General features: G+C 36.5%; 14 protein-coding genes. 11 read left to right on the forward strand and 3 right to left on the reverse strand.

Features of this window, described 5'->3' with window-relative positions; all coding sequences use genetic code 11:
• Positions 1-2 precede the first annotated feature (2 nt).
• The gene (locus tag ABD814_RS03565; protein ID WP_344910394.1) at positions 3-698 is read right to left on the reverse strand and encodes a peptidylprolyl isomerase; all 696 of its coding nucleotides are present in this window, start codon (positions 696-698) and stop codon (positions 3-5) included.
• A gap of 135 nt (positions 699-833) precedes the next feature.
• Here ABD814_RS03565 and ABD814_RS03570 point away from each other — a divergent pair, with 135 nt between their 5' ends.
• Positions 834-1,631, forward strand: a complete 798-nt coding sequence (locus ABD814_RS03570; protein WP_344910396.1) for an N-acetylmuramoyl-L-alanine amidase — start codon at positions 834-836, stop codon at positions 1,629-1,631.
• A gap of 37 nt (positions 1,632-1,668) precedes the next feature.
• On the opposite strand, the gene lexA is transcribed toward ABD814_RS03570, so the two are convergent.
• Positions 1,669-2,292 carry a transcriptional repressor LexA gene (lexA, locus tag ABD814_RS03575; protein ID WP_344910398.1) on the reverse strand — a complete coding sequence of 208 codons (624 nt, stop codon included), beginning with the start codon at positions 2,290-2,292 and terminating at the stop codon, positions 1,669-1,671.
• A 166-nt stretch (positions 2,293-2,458) separates the two neighbouring features.
• On the opposite strand from lexA, the gene ABD814_RS03580 reads away from it, so the two are divergent.
• The 4 genes from ABD814_RS03580 to ABD814_RS03595 all read left to right on the forward strand — a co-directional run bounded on the left by ABD814_RS03580 (position 2,459) and on the right by ABD814_RS03595 (position 5,820).
• Positions 2,459-2,692 carry a DUF896 domain-containing protein gene (locus ABD814_RS03580; protein WP_344910400.1) on the forward strand — a complete coding sequence of 78 codons (234 nt, stop codon included), beginning with the start codon at positions 2,459-2,461 and terminating at the stop codon, positions 2,690-2,692.
• Between the two features lie 111 nt (positions 2,693-2,803).
• Positions 2,804-4,801 (forward strand): transketolase, encoded by a 1,998-nt coding sequence (gene tkt / locus ABD814_RS03585; RefSeq protein ID WP_344910402.1) that lies wholly within the window; start codon positions 2,804-2,806, stop codon positions 4,799-4,801.
• A gap of 257 nt (positions 4,802-5,058) precedes the next feature.
• The gene (gene sirA / locus ABD814_RS03590; RefSeq protein ID WP_344910404.1) at positions 5,059-5,466 is read left to right on the forward strand and encodes a sporulation inhibitor of replication protein SirA; all 408 of its coding nucleotides are present in this window, start codon (positions 5,059-5,061) and stop codon (positions 5,464-5,466) included.
• Positions 5,467-5,598: 132 nt separating this feature from the next.
• Entirely contained in the window at positions 5,599-5,820 is a 222-nt protein-coding gene (locus ABD814_RS03595) for a YneF family protein (RefSeq protein WP_344910405.1), read from the forward strand.
• A 264-nt stretch (positions 5,821-6,084) separates the two neighbouring features.
• On the opposite strand, the gene tnpB is transcribed toward ABD814_RS03595, so the two are convergent.
• Positions 6,085-7,236, reverse strand: a complete 1,152-nt coding sequence (tnpB, locus tag ABD814_RS03600) for an IS200/IS605 family element RNA-guided endonuclease TnpB (protein ID WP_344910407.1) — start codon at positions 7,234-7,236, stop codon at positions 6,085-6,087.
• Positions 7,237-7,449: 213 nt separating this feature from the next.
• On the opposite strand from tnpB, the gene ABD814_RS03605 reads away from it, so the two are divergent.
• From ABD814_RS03605 to ABD814_RS03630, 6 genes are all read left to right on the forward strand, one after another.
• Positions 7,450-8,598, forward strand: a complete 1,149-nt coding sequence (locus ABD814_RS03605; RefSeq protein ID WP_344910409.1) for an ATP-binding protein — start codon at positions 7,450-7,452, stop codon at positions 8,596-8,598.
• 195 nt (positions 8,599-8,793) lie between these two features.
• On the forward strand, positions 8,794-11,487 hold the full coding sequence (gene acnA, locus ABD814_RS03610) for an aconitate hydratase AcnA (protein ID WP_344910411.1): 2,694 nt from the start codon (positions 8,794-8,796) through the stop codon (positions 11,485-11,487).
• A 388-nt stretch (positions 11,488-11,875) separates the two neighbouring features.
• A complete protein-coding gene (locus tag ABD814_RS03615; RefSeq protein WP_344910413.1) occupies positions 11,876-12,205 on the forward strand; it encodes a hypothetical protein in 330 nt (109 codons plus the stop codon).
• Entirely contained in the window at positions 12,206-14,188 is a 1,983-nt protein-coding gene (locus tag ABD814_RS03620) for an AAA family ATPase (RefSeq protein ID WP_344910415.1), read from the forward strand.
• Positions 14,175-14,600: an acyl-CoA thioesterase gene (locus ABD814_RS03625; protein ID WP_344910417.1), complete on the forward strand. Its 426-nt coding sequence runs from the start codon at positions 14,175-14,177 to the stop codon at positions 14,598-14,600. Before ABD814_RS03620 ends, ABD814_RS03625 begins: the two co-directional genes overlap by 14 nt.
• 1 nt (position 14,601) lies before the next feature.
• Positions 14,602-14,901 carry a hypothetical protein gene (locus ABD814_RS03630; protein WP_344910419.1) on the forward strand — a complete coding sequence of 100 codons (300 nt, stop codon included), beginning with the start codon at positions 14,602-14,604 and terminating at the stop codon, positions 14,899-14,901.
• The last annotated feature ends 188 nt before the right edge of the window (positions 14,902-15,089 follow it).

The following is a 15,089-nucleotide window of genomic DNA, read 5'->3' on the forward strand; positions in this document are numbered from 1 at the left end:
CGTTATTGCTTAACAGGTTCTGGATAGTCAGTTCCTTTTGTATCGACTGTTATTGATTTAATTTTAAAGTCTTCTAACGGTTTATCGTTTTCATCACGTTTAAGGTATGCAATGTGATCAACAACACTCATCCCTTCAAGAACCTTACCAAATGCTGCGTAATCCCCATCTAAATAGGGAGCTGCGTCTTGCATGATGAAAAACTGTGATCCAGCTGAATTTGGTGAAGCAGATCGAGCCATTGAAATGACTCCACGTTCATGTGCGAGTTCATTTTCAAAGCCGTTATTAGCAAATTCACCTGCGATAGAGTAGTCAGGACCACCTAAACCATTACCGTGTGGATCTCCACCTTGAATCATAAAATTAGGTATCACTCGGTGGAAGATTAGTCCATCATAAAATCCACTGTTAATTAAGGAAATAAAGTTAGCTACAGTATTTGGTGCAATTTCCGGATAGAGTTCAATTATCATTTCCTGATCATCTTCCATCGTGATTGTCACAATTGGATTTTCTTCAATTTCAGGATAGTCAATGACCTCTGTCGTTGCTTCATCTTCCTCTACGTTCGATGTTTGGTCAGGCTGACTTTGATCGTCTGTTTCATTGATGTCACTATCTCCGCATGCAAATAAAAACAAGAGCATACTCATTAATAGGAACAGTAATTTAGCTGACTTGTGCTGTAAAAACATAATGCATTTCCTCCAATATTTTAAAGATAGCGATATTATACACAACTTTTTAAATTTAGTCATATTTATGGTGAAGAAAGTCCAAGCTGAATTGTTTGATGACACATACAAATAAATATGAAGGGGGGTTATAAAATGGTGAAGGTGTTTATCGACCCAGGTCATGGTGGAAATGATCCAGGTGCGGTAGGTCATGGATTAGTTGAAAAAAACATCACACTGATAATTGCTCAACACTTAAGGGATCATTTAATTAAAAATTATCAAGATGTATCTGTAAGAATGTCGAGAAATAGTGATCAATCAGTGTCATTAGTTGAACGAACGAATAACGCAAATCAGTGGGGGGCTGATTTATACCTCTCAATTCACGTAAATGCAGGTGGTGGCCATGGTTTTGAAAGTTTTATATACAATGGGCAGTTTAAGAACAAATCAAAGACAGAACAAATTCGATCGAAAATTCATGATACAATCGTTTCTAATTTAAATTGGAGAGACCGGGGTAAGAAACAAGCTAATTTTCACGTTTTAAGAGAAACTCGTATGTCAGCAGTATTAACTGAAAGTGGATTTATTGATCATCGAGATGATGCAAACAACTTAAGAAATAGTGATTGGTTAAAAACAATTGCCAAAAATCACGCTGATGGTGTTGCACATGCGTTCAATTTAGAAAAAATAGTCCATCAAAAAATTGATGATCCTTTTTACCGTGTTGTATCTGGTTCATTCCTAGCAGAAAAAAATGCTAGACAAAAAGTTGAAACATTAAAACGACAAGGTTATGAAAGTTATATTCTACCTCATGCCCATCAAAATGAGCGATATTATCGTGTAATCGTCGGTGCATTTCGAAATAAATCGAATGCAGAAGCTAGAGTAAAAGCACTCGCTCAAGATGGATTTGAAAGCTTTATTATCGAAGTTTAAATGAAGAAAGAGGCTGATAATTCAGCCTCTTTTTTTTTTATATCATTTTTCTAAAGACACCAATTACTTTACCCAAAATTGAAATATTTTTATAAATCATTGGTTCCATTGTCGCATTTTCAGGTTGTAAACGAATATGATTATCTTCTTTAAAGAAACGCTTAACTGTTGCTTCATCATCTTCTGTCATTGCGACAACAATATCGCCATTATTTGCATTTTGCTGTTGCTTGACAATAACCATATCATCATTGAGGATACCAGCTTCAATCATACTGTCACCTTCAATAATGAGGGCGAAAAGATTCGCCTCCGCTTGTGAGATTGAAGATGGCAATGGAATAAACTCTTCAATATTTTCAACGGCTGTAATTGGCAAACCGGCAGTTACTTTTCCAATGACTGGTACAAATGTTGTTTTCTCTTTTGGAATGCCATTTAGATTATCATCTTTAATAATTTCAATTGCACGCGGCTTTGTCGGATCTCTCCTAATATATCCCTTTTTTTCAAGCCGTGCTAAATGACCATGGACAGTAGAACTTGATGCAAGCCCAACTGCTTCACCAATTTCACGAACCGATGGAGGATAGCCTTTTGAGTCAACATGTTCTTTAATATATTGCAAGATAGCTTCTTGACGTTTTGATAATGATTGCATAAATTTAACCTCCGTTCATTATTTTCTATTATTATAACATGTAAGAACGACTTAGGCAAACGTTAGTTCGCAAAGAAACAAGGTGCTAAAAAGCACTAGAAGTTGTACAATTATAGCTGTTTTGGTTAAAATAGAACATGGAATAAATTAAACAAAGGAGTCCGTTATGTTAACAAAAGATAAATTAGCTAGAATTAATCAACTTGCTAATAAAGCAAAAACATCTCGCTTAACAAAAGAAGAGCTAAAAGAGCAAAAGTTGTTAAGGGAGGAGTATTTAAAAACTTTACGTCAATCATTCAAAAACCAATTGAGTAGCGTTAAAATCATTGATCCTGAAGGAACCGACGTGACACCAGAGAAAGTAAAGCATTTAAGGACAGAAAATAAAGATAATTAGAAAAACACGTCATTATGACTTGTTTATTCTGCTAATTCATTATAGGATATAGATTGTATAGAAATGTACGTACATATCTATGTACATAAAATGAAAGGGGATTCTTTAAAAATGGTAAATCAAACGCAACAAACATCGATTAATACAATTCGTACGTTATCAATTGATGCTATTGAGAAAGCGAATTCAGGTCACCCAGGTCTACCAATGGGAGCTGCTCCTATGGCGTATACGCTTTGGACTGAATTTATGCATCAGAACCCTAAAAACTCAAGCTGGGTAAATCGTGATCGCTTTGTTCTTTCAGCAGGGCACGGTTCAATGCTACTGTACTCTTTGCTCCACTTGTCAGGATATGATGTGACAATTGATGACTTGAAAAATTTCCGTCAGCTAGGATCGAATACACCAGGTCACCCTGAAGTTACTGATACAGATGGTGTTGAAGCAACAACAGGCCCACTAGGACAAGGTATTGGTATGACTGTTGGTATGGCGATGGCAGAAGCTCACTTAGCGGCAAAGTATAACCGTGATGGTTTCAATGTTGTTGATCATTACAGTTATGCGCTTGTAAGTGATGGTGACTTGATGGAAGGTATTTCACATGAAGCCGCTTCATTAGCAGGACACTTAGGTTTAGGTAAATTAATTGCACTTTACGATTCAAATGACATTTCGCTAGATGGTGATTTAGACAAATCATTCTCTGAGCAAGTTCAAAAACGTTTCGAATCATATAACTGGCAAGTTCTTCGCGTTGAAGATGGTAATGATGTTGATGAAATTGCGAATGCAATTAAAGAAGCTAAAGCTAACACGGATCAACCAACATTAATCGAAGTAAAAACGGTGATTGGTTTTGGATCTCCTAACAAGGCTGGCTCAAGTACTTCTCATGGTTCACCATTAGGAGCAGATGAAGTTGTTTTAACAAAAGAAGCTTACAAGTGGGCTCATGAAGATTTCTTCGTACCAGAAGAAGTATACGCTGATTTTGAAGAGAAAATTATTAAAGATGGTCAAGAGCAAGAAGAAAAATGGAATCAATTATTTGCTGAATATAAAAAAGCTTATCCAGAACTTGCAGCTGAATTTGAAAAAGCTCAAAATGGGGAATTACCTGAAGATTGGGATCAAGGCCTTCCAGTATTTACACCAGGTGAGGATACATTAGCAACACGTGCTTCATCAGGTAAAGTATTGAATGCAATTGCTAAAAAGGTACCAAACTTATTTGGTGGAAGTGCTGACTTAGCAGGATCAAACAATACACGTATGGAAGACGATGAAGACTTTGATAAAACAAATTATGCAGGCCGTAATATTTGGTTTGGTGTCCGTGAATTTGCAATGGCAGCAGCGTTAAATGGTATGGCATTACACGGTGGTCTAAAAGTATATGGCGGAACATTCTTCGTCTTTAGTGACTACTTACGCCCAGCAGTTCGTTTGTCTGCTATTCAAAAATTACCGGTTACGTATGTTTTAACACATGACTCAATTGCAGTTGGAGAAGATGGACCAACTCATGAGCCAATCGAACAATTAGCTGCATTTAGAGCGATGCCTGGTCTGACTGTTTTCCGTCCAGCTGATGGTAATGAAGCACAAGCAGCATGGAGATTAGCGGTTGAATCAACAGATCGACCATCACTACTTGTCTTAACTCGTCAAGGCTTACCAACACTTGAAGGTTCAAACTATGACGGCGTTAAAAAAGGTGGCTATGTCATTAGCCCAGCTGAAAAAGACGAAGCAGATGGTATTTTAATCGCTGCTGGTTCAGAAGTACAACTTGCAGTAAAAGCCCAAGCAGAATTAAAAGCTCAAGGCCATGACGTGAGTGTTGTTAGCTTGCCTGCTTGGGATTTATTCGAAGCCCAAGATCAAGCATACAAAGATTCTGTTTTACCAAAAAATATTAAGAATCGCGTTGCAATTGAAATGGGTGCATCACTTGGTTGGGATCGCTATGCAGGAGATAAAGGTGAAATCATTGCGATCGACCGCTTCGGAGCATCAGGTGAAGGTAACCAAGTTATGGCTAAATTCGGCTTCACAGTTGAAAATGTCGTAGCAACATACCTTTCAGTAGCAAAAAAATAAGACTTTAATTAGATAAACAAAAAGAGACTCATTCATTAATAGATGGGTCTCTTTTTTTGGTAGATAAAAAAGTATAACAACTTTCTTACTACATAAGTGCAACTAAAACATTCGCCTATAGCTGGTGAATGCCAAGTTTTCTAATGCTGTAAAAGAAGGAATTCATCATAACATGACAAAAATAGAAAAAATTTATGGCAGACTATGACAAGATCTGATTTAATGTTAAGATATAATAGAGCAAAGGAGGTTGTCTAATGATTCGCTACCATATATTTTTAGTCGAAGATGATGTTTATTTCGATTTTTTTTATAAAACAGATCTACTTAATTATTTTTTTACAAACTATATGGAAAAACCAAGTCGAGAAGATCTAAAAAAACAATTCAATTATATTACCTGTCCAATCCCTCATGAGGAGTTTGACCAAACCAAGCAAAATGTTTATTTGAGTGAACGGATTATCACTGTTTTTTCAAATCAACCATTAATAATGGACAACCATTTCTTAACTCAACTAGAGAAGCTAGATCGGCACTGTTTTATTGTTGATCATTCAAATAATAAATATGGTTGGCTGACACCGAAAAAGAATCAACTTAACTGGTCAAATACGGCTAAACATTTTGCAATCAACCAATTGTATAATCAGTCAATCAATTAAAGATTATTTAATTCTATAGTTGTTTCCTTTTTAAGTGAAGTAAAATTTATCTCAATATCGCAGCTTTTGTTGTAAATTAGAGCGATGTTTTATATACTAGGAAAGAGATAAGTTGAAGGAGGCAAAAGATTTATGGGTACAGGTTGGGTTATACTAATTGCCGTTATTGCATTATTAGCTGGTGCGGCACTTGGTTTCTTTATCGCTAGAAAATATATGATGTCTTATTTAGAAAAGAACCCCCCAATTAATGAGCAAATGCTACGTACATTAATGATGCAAATGGGGCAAAAACCAAGTCAAAAGAAAATCAATCAAATGATGCGTGCAATGAGTAATCAAAATAAAAAATAACATTGTATGAATTAAAGCCCTTCTACCAGTAGGTATGAGGGCTTTAATTGATTATACAGTTAATTAATTTGGAATTATCTTGTTTTAAACGTATTTTATGACTATAATAAACATGTAACAGTAGTTTTAAGTAGATCGGCTAGTTTTTTAACAAAACAGGTCTAAATTGATCGTGAAACTCTTGAACTACCCCCACTTATCATCCTTACGGGATGATTGAAGTGGGAGATTCCTAAGAACATCAACCTAATGGCTGATTATTGATTAGGCGATCCCTGTTGCACCAACAGTTAGAAGTCTAATGGATTCGATTTCAATATTTTTACTTGCGTTAAGATCACGATCATGTTTTGTGTGGCATGATGGACACTGCCAGTTGCGTAAGTCGAGGTTCTTAACGGCTTTATGTTGATAGTTGCAGTTCGAACACAGTTGACTGGAAGGAAAGTTTTTCGCGATGGCTACGACTTGCTTGCCATACCATTTTGTTTTGTATTCAAGCATCCTATGGAATTCTGACCAGCTGACGTCACTAATCGCTTTTGATAGGTGTTTATTTTTAAGCATATTAGATACTTGTAAGTCCTCAATACCAATGATGTCGTGGTTTTTGACAATCTCGGTACTGATTTTGTGCAAGTAATCTGTTCTGACGTTTTTGATCTTTTCGTGAATACGAGCGACTTTAATCCGTTGTTTTTGATAGTTTTTTGCTTCATGAAGGGGTTTCTTATCTTGCTTTGCTTGTTGATAGCGTCTGGAGAGTTTACGCTGTTCTTTTGCTAATTTATTTTCTAGTGTACGTAAAAATCTAGGGTTTTCATACGTTGTCGCATCTGAAAGCGTGGCGAACGTATTGATCCCGACATCAATACCTGTCGTTTGCTTTGTTTTAGGAAGTGAATGTACTTCCGTCTCAGCAAGGATAGAAATGAAATATTTACCGCTTGGATTGCGCCGAATCGTGGCATTTATTATGCGCCCATCGACTTCACGACTTTTAGCGAACTTAACAAGCCCTAACTTTGGTAGTTTAATTTTACTGCCAAAAAGAGCGATATTTCCGTTTGTATGTTTCGTTGTATATGACTGAGTTGGGTTCCTTTTTGATTTAAATCGTGGTGTGCTTGTTTGTTTCTTGAAGAAGCGTGTGAAAGAATCAGACAGGTTTTTGACACTTGATTGAACGGCAATGCTATCGACTTCTTTTAACCAAGCATATTCTTGTTTCAAGGTTGGTAACTGTTTTGAGCAGAGATTGTAAGTTAATCCTTTCCCTGTTTCTTTGTAAGTGTGATTCCATTTTTCCAAAAAGTGATTAAAAACAAACCGTGAACAACCAAATGTTTTATTAATCAGCGTTTGTTGCGTCTGATTAGGATAGAGACGGAATTTATAGGCTTTATTGACTAGCATGAACACACCTCCCTTCGCGCGAATGTATGTTCTAATTGTATCATAAGAAATATGTTTTGGCTAGCGCCAACCGACAGTCATCTCCCACTTACTCACTAAGCTAAGCCCTTCTCGTTCCTTGAAGTGGGAGTCTTCTGTCGGAGTGCTGATAAAATGGTTGTATATATGATATTATTGTTAAACGATGGTAGATTATCTACGATTGAGAGGAGAATGACTGTGTATTCTCAGCGAAAAATTGAATATTATCACGTGAAACAAGATCAGATACGTTTGACGATAGATAGACAACTACCGAGTTATCGTCTCGCCAATTTACCTGAACCAATTATAAATTGGATTGAACATCATGGTTTTGATTTTTTTGGTGTTGTTAGTTCAAAAGGTGAGATTGAATACGTTTCATCTTCAATTGAAAAGGTATTAGGTTATCTTCCCAATCAAATCATTGGTGATTCATTTTTAAACTACATTCCTAGACATTTACATAAAAATTTCATTGACACATTTCAATTAGATATTTATTTTCGACAACGTTTTACTATTCAATTAAAAAGTATTCGTGAAAAACATGTGTGGGTTGATTTGATCATCAAACCGATTTACGTAGAAGACACGAATACTGTCATGTATCTCTTTTTAGTTGACAATATGACGGACAAAAAGGAAGCAGAAGAAATATTAATTCGGTCAGAAAAGATGTCTGTTGCTGGTCAATTAGCTGCAGGCGTTGTTCATGAAATCCGAAATCCACTCACATCATTAAAAGGTTTTATTGACCTATTACAAGCAGGACTCGATCGAAAAGAAGAGTATTTTAATATCATGATAGAGGAAATAGACAAGATAGAGAAAGTATCAACTGAATTACTCTATATATCTAGACCTTTAACACATGACCATGTCTATCAATGGTTAATGAAAATGATAGAAGACGTGATCGTTTTATTAAATACTCAAGCGGTTAAAAAAAATATTAAGTTAGTCCTAGATTGTCCTGAAGATGTGGTTGTCTATGCTGATCGTTCGCAAATGAAACAAGTGTTTATTAACTTAATAAAAAATGCGATTGAAGCAATGACAGAATCAGGAGAGATTTTAATAAAAGTTGAGAAACAAGGAGACTTTTGTTTAATATCAGTGATCGATGAAGGACCTGGTATACCGATAAACTTGATCCATCAAGTTAAGGAACCTTTTTTTACAACGAAAAAAGAAGGAACTGGTTTAGGATTAATGATCACGACTCGAATTATTGAAAATCATAATGGACTATTTAAAATCAAGCCAAATAATGATAAAGGCACAACGTTTGAAATCAAACTTCCGCATTATGACCCAGCAAAGTTAACTCAAGAATAGTGAATTCAAAAAGACAGGGAGCTGTCTTTTTTTGTTGAGTAACAATGAAAAAATAGTGGTTCTTTACTACGCTAAAGCGATATATTTTACATATTCGTCATTTTACTTTAGAATAGTAAAGTATATCGGTACGTCGAGCCATTATTTTTCTAAATATTCTGAACGTACTATGACTTACTTAAGGGGGTATGAAGTATGACATTGAATACGAAACGATCATTTGAAGTCAATGGTCAGAAGTATAATTACTACCAATTAAAAGCTTTAGAAGAAGCCGGAAAAGGAAAAATCGACCGTCTCCCTTTTTCAATTCGAGTTTTGCTAGAATCATTGATTAGGCAACATGACGGTCGTGTCATTACAGATGAACACATTGATGGGTTAGCAAACTGGGGTAAAACTGAAAAAACGAACGTTCCATTTAGACCATCACGAGTCATCTTACAGGACTTTACAGGTGTTCCGGCAGTCGTCGATTTAGCTTCACTTCGAAAAGCGATGGTTGATTTAGGTGGGGAAGCTGATCAAATTAATCCTGAAGTACCTGTTGATTTAGTGATTGATCACTCAGTACAGGTTGATGAATTTGGTACTCCGACAGCTCTACAGGCAAACATGGAATTAGAATTTGAACGAAATAAAGAACGCTATGAGTTCTTACATTGGGCACAAAAAGCATTTGATAACTACCGCGTTGTTCCACCTGCTACAGGAATTGTCCACCAAGTTAACTTGGAATACCTCGCTAGCGTTGTTCACCAGGTTGAAAATGATCATGGCGAAACAGTTGTTTTCCCAGATACGCTTGTCGGTACAGATTCACATACAACAATGATTAATGGAATTGGTGTGCTCGGTTGGGGTGTTGGAGGAATTGAAGCTGAAGCAGGTATGCTTGGTCAACCTTCTTATTTCCCAGCTCCAGATGTTGTTGGTGTTAAATTTACTGGTTCAATGCCAAGTGGAATCACAGCAACTGATCTTGCTCTAAAAGTCACTCAAGTTTTACGTGAGAAAAAAGTTGTTGGTAAATTTGTTGAATATTTTGGTCCGGGATTAAAAGAAATGCCACTTGCTGATCGTGCGACAATCTCAAACATGGCACCTGAATATGGGGCAACATGTGGATTCTTCCCAGTTGATGAAGAATCATTAGCTTATCTTAAGTTAACAGGTCGTAGTGACGAACAAATTGCCTTGGTTGAAAAGTACTGTAAAGAAAATAGTTTATGGTATGATGCAAATGACCCAGAACCAGAATTTACTGAATTGGTTGAAATTAATTTATCTGAATTACAACCAAGCTTAGCGGGTCCAAAACGACCACAAGATTTAATCGAATTATCAGATATGAAGCGTTCATTTAACGAAGCAATTACTGCGCCAGCTGGTAATCAAGGGTTTGGTTTGGAAGAATCTGAGTTTGATAAAGAAGTTGTTATTAAACATCCGAACGGTAAGACGTCAACAATGAGAACGGGATCATTAGCTTTAGCTGCGATTACTTCATGTACAAACACATCTAATCCTTATGTAATGCTAGGATCAGGATTGCTTGCCCGAAATGCTGTAGAAAAGGGATTAACGGTACCTAAGTATGTTAAAACGTCATTAGCACCAGGTTCAACTGTTGTCACACAGTATCTTGAAGATGCTGGTTTAATGCCTTATTTAGAAAAATTAGGTTTTAGCTTAGTTGGTTATGGTTGTACAACATGTATTGGTAACTCAGGACCACTGGCAAAAGAAGTAGAAGATGCCGTGATAGACAATGATTTAACGGTTGCATCTGTACTATCTGGTAACCGAAACTTTGAAGGACGAATTCACCCATTAGTTAAAGCAAACTATCTAGCATCACCACCACTAGTCGTTGCTTATGCTTTAGCGGGTACAGTTGATATTGATATCCATACGGAACCACTTGGATATGATCAAGCTGGTGAGCCGGTTTACTTCGATGATCTATGGCCATCATCAGAGGAAATTCGTGAACAAGTGAATAAAGTCGTTACACCTGAAATCTATGAAGAAGAGTATAAAAATATTTTCAATTCAAATGAAAAGTGGAATCAGATTGCAACAACAGATGAACCACTTTACGAGTGGGATGATCAATCAACATACATTCAAAATCCACCTTTCTTTGAAAACTTAGCGATTACACCTGAAAAAATCGAACCATTATCAAATCTTCGTGTGATTGGTAAATTTGGTGATTCTGTCACAACGGATCATATTTCACCTGCAGGGGCAATTGCTAAAGATATGCCAGCGGGTCGATACTTACAAGATAAAGGTGTGACACCACGTCATTTTAACTCATATGGATCAAGACGTGGTAACCATGAAGTCATGATGCGTGGGACATTTGGTAATATCCGAATTAAAAACCAACTTGCACCTGGTACAGAAGGTGGCTACACAACATACTGGCCAACTGGAGAAGTTTTGCCAATCTTTGATGCTGCGATGAAATACAAAGAAGATCATACAGGTCTTGTTGTTTTTGCTGGGCATGATTATGGAATGGGAAGTTCACGTGACTGGGCAGCTAAAGGTGCTAACTTACTAGGAATTAAAGCAGTTATAGCTCAAAGTTATGAAAGAATTCACCGTAGTAACTTAGTGATGATGGGGGTTCTGCCTCTTGTATTCCAAGAAGGAGTAACACCTGAATCGTTAGGTTTAACTGGACGTGAAGCGATTCATATTGCAATTGATGAGTCGATTGAACCAAATCAATTGGTAAAACTGACAGCAACTGCTGAAGACGGTAAAGTGACTGAATTTGAAGCAATTGCTCGTTTTGATAGTGACGTCGAAATCGACTACTACCGACACGGTGGAATTCTACAAATGGTACTAAGAGATAAACTGAAAAAATAAACTGTAAATAAACATAAAAAAACACCTTTTTAAGTTCACAAACTTGAAAAGGTGTTTTTGAATAAATAGATGGATAGGATGTCATAATTGTTTAAGAGAGGACAAATGTAAGCAGTTTAGTTTGAGTCAGTAGTTGCGGTTCATCGCTATCGAGGATTTCCTTGTCCAACAGGCAAAGATCCTGTGGAAATGGTCTGATTAGAGTGAAGATCACTGTGCTAGCTCAATTTTAGTTGATCGGGTTTTTCTTTTGCTAATAAAATCGTTTTTATCTTACACCTGAATAAATATTATCTCAGGTGTTTTTATGATAAATTCAATAGTCATCTTACTGTATGGCGGTTATAAACTGTGCTAAACTAGAGGGTGAGAGAAAGGAGTCGTTCAAGTGACGAATCATTTAATTTTTTCAAAAGTAAAAGAAACTGAGCTTCTACAATGGATAGATATAGAAACGACACCACCTTATCAAGAAATTGAGGTGTTACGTGCGCTTGATCAATTGGAAGCAGAGCCTGATCACTTTTCAAAAGAGGCAGAGGCAGCGCTATATACGATGCTAGCTTACCATCGATTGAAACGAAATCACGCAACAGATAACTTAACTACTCGTTTATTAGATCGGGCGAATCAACTTGATCAAAACCTTGATACAGAGCAATCTCTGCGTGCGATTAGGCAATATCAAGCAGTACTCGAAGATTTAGAGAGATTATAATTGGATACGTGGACGATTCGTGAAACAGATTTTGATGCGTCAAAGCTTAAAAAAATGCAAGAATGGCAAGCATACTTAAAACAATATTTTGATGATAAAATTCAGATAAATCGTTTAGATCAACAGATCGATTCAGATTTAACAAAAATAGATCGCGAAATTCAAGAGGAATTAACAGACTTACAGCAACTGATTGAAAAAAGTATTGAAATGCTTGAAAACAAACGATCTGGCGTACCAACGAGAGAAATGAATCAATCACTTCGTCGGTTAATTGAGTTGGAAACAGACTTCAATCAAGCTTTTCCTCCGCTATTTGATTCTGAGCAAACAAAGAGTCCACTGCAAAAGCTGGAGGAAATGGTTGGCTTGGAACAAGTTAAGCAATATATGAATCAATACTATCACTATTTAAAATATCAACAAGATCGTAAGCAAATTGGCTTTCAAATGATCGACGAGCCAGGGATGCATATGATTATTACTGGAAATCCCGGTACGGGGAAAACAACAATTGCACGTTTACTTGGTGAGATCTATCATGAACTTGGATTACTAGAGACGAGTAAAGTGATTGAAGTCAATCGTTCGCATTTAGTTGGTTCATTTGTCGGCCAGAGTGAAGAGAAAACAATCAGTTATATTAAAGATGCGGTTGGTGGTGTCTTATTTATTGATGAAGCATATAGTTTGCACAGGCAAGACGCAAGTGGCAATGATTATGGTCAAGCGGTAATTGATACACTTGTTTCTGCGATGACAAGTGGTGATCTTGCTGGTAAATTTGCGGTTATTTTAGCTGGTTATCCAGAAGAGATGAGACAGTTTTTGTGGTCTAATCCAGGATTGAGAAGTCGATTCCCAGAACAAAATATGATTCATTTGCCTGATTTTAAGATCACAGAATTATTGGAGATTGCTGAAACAACAGCATTAGACAATGATTATTTCTTCACTGAAACAGCGCTAAACGGGTTTTATGGTTTAATTGAACGTGCTAAAGTTGATGATACATTCGGGAATGCAAGAACGGTCCGCGACCTAGTTATGAAGGCGATCTTCAAAAAAGGTGCAGCGATTACTGTTAAGGAAAATGATGGTTGGCTTGACCATATGCGGATTGAATCGAAGGATTTAACGGTTATGAGTGATGAAAAAGATGATATTGAACCGATGGAACAATTAAACCAGCTGATTGGGCTTGCAAATATTAGAGATGAAGTTAAAAAGCTGTCTTCATTTGTCAAAATTCAACAGGCAAGAAAAAATCAAGGTTATCCAACTGTTCCGATTCAGCTTCATGCTGTCTTTTCAGGTAATCCTGGGACAGGTAAAACAACCGTTGCAAAAATCTATTCAAAATTATTAAAGGAATGTGGACTCCTTAAACGTGGTCACTTTATCGTTGCTTCAAGAAGTGATCTAGTTGCAGGCTATGTTGGTCAAACGGCGATTAAGACTAAAAATAAAATTCGTGAGGCACTTGGTGGTGTGTTGTTTATTGATGAGGCTTATTCACTGTTTAGAGGTGAAAATGATTTTGGTAAAGAAGCGATTGACACATTAGTTGACGAAATGACGAAGCACAATGAGAATTTAGTCGTGATATTGGCTGGCTATAAACAAGATATGGTTCGATTTATTAATAGTAATCCAGGTCTAGCCTCACGGTTTAAAAAGTATTTTGAATTTCAAGATTATCAAACTGCAGAATTACTCGAAATTGTCAATTATCAAATCGATCACTATAACTATCGAATCACTGATGAGGCAAAAGATTATCTTACGAATGCATTTAACAACGAAATAGTATCAGGTAATGCTCGTTTTGTCGTTAATTTAGTTGATGAAGCCATTCAATTCCAAGCACTTAGAATTGAAGATTTACATGTAACTGACACTGAGTTTTTAATTTTAAATAAAGAAGATTTTAAAAATGCTTGGCAAGCAGTCAAGGGGGCGGAACAGAGTGAAAAAGATTAAAACACCAATTAAAGTTCGTTATCAAGAGACAGATCAGATGGGTGTCGTTTATCATGCGAATTATTTAGTATGGTTTGAAATTGGTCGGACTGCTTTTATCGAAGCGTTAGATTTGTCTTATGCAAAAATGGAAGCAGAGGGGGTTGTTTCTCCAGTAACCCGTGTTGAGGTTGATTATAAGAAACCAATTCGATATGGTGAGCCTGCCTATATAGAAACATGGTTGGATCATTATGATGGCTTAAGAACAACATATGCTTATCAAGTGACTAATGAACAAGGTGAAGTTGCTGTGTTAGGGAAAACAGATCACGTGATCGTTAACACAGAAAGTTTTCGCCCGCTTTCTGTTAGACGTAAGTTCCCAGATTGGCATGAAAAGTACTTAAGTGCATTAGGAGACGATCAGTAAAATGGCATTTGGAATTAATCGAGTAGAATTGAAAAAATGGCAACAGAATGTTTTAGCGAATGAGATTGCATTTATTACGCATTACTGGTTAGATGAGCGCTTTCCACATGCGACGAGTGTGACGAAGGTAGGTTGTGCTGATCTTGATAAATTAATTGAGTGGGGGAAGCAATATCAGCTAAGACCTGAATGGATTGATTTGGATCCTAAATATCCTCACTATGATTTGTTCGCTCCGATTCAAAAGGAAATCTTAGCAAAAGAAGGATATTTTGATCAAATCGAACGTTTTCAACTGTAAAGTAGAAAAAACTCCCACTTAAAATATCAAAGTGGGAGTTTTTTATCCTAGATTATTCATAGCCCAATCATAAAACCTGAATAAACCGCATCAAATCAATTAAAAATAGCCAATCGATCTTTCACTAATTAAGTGAAAAGGAGCCCGATCTTTGATATTGTATAAGTGACCAAACAAACACAATTCAA

The sequence above is a fragment of the Amphibacillus indicireducens genome (assembly GCF_039539605.1).
In the GTDB taxonomy this organism is placed as follows: domain Bacteria; phylum Bacillota; class Bacilli; order Bacillales; family Amphibacillaceae; genus Amphibacillus; species Amphibacillus indicireducens.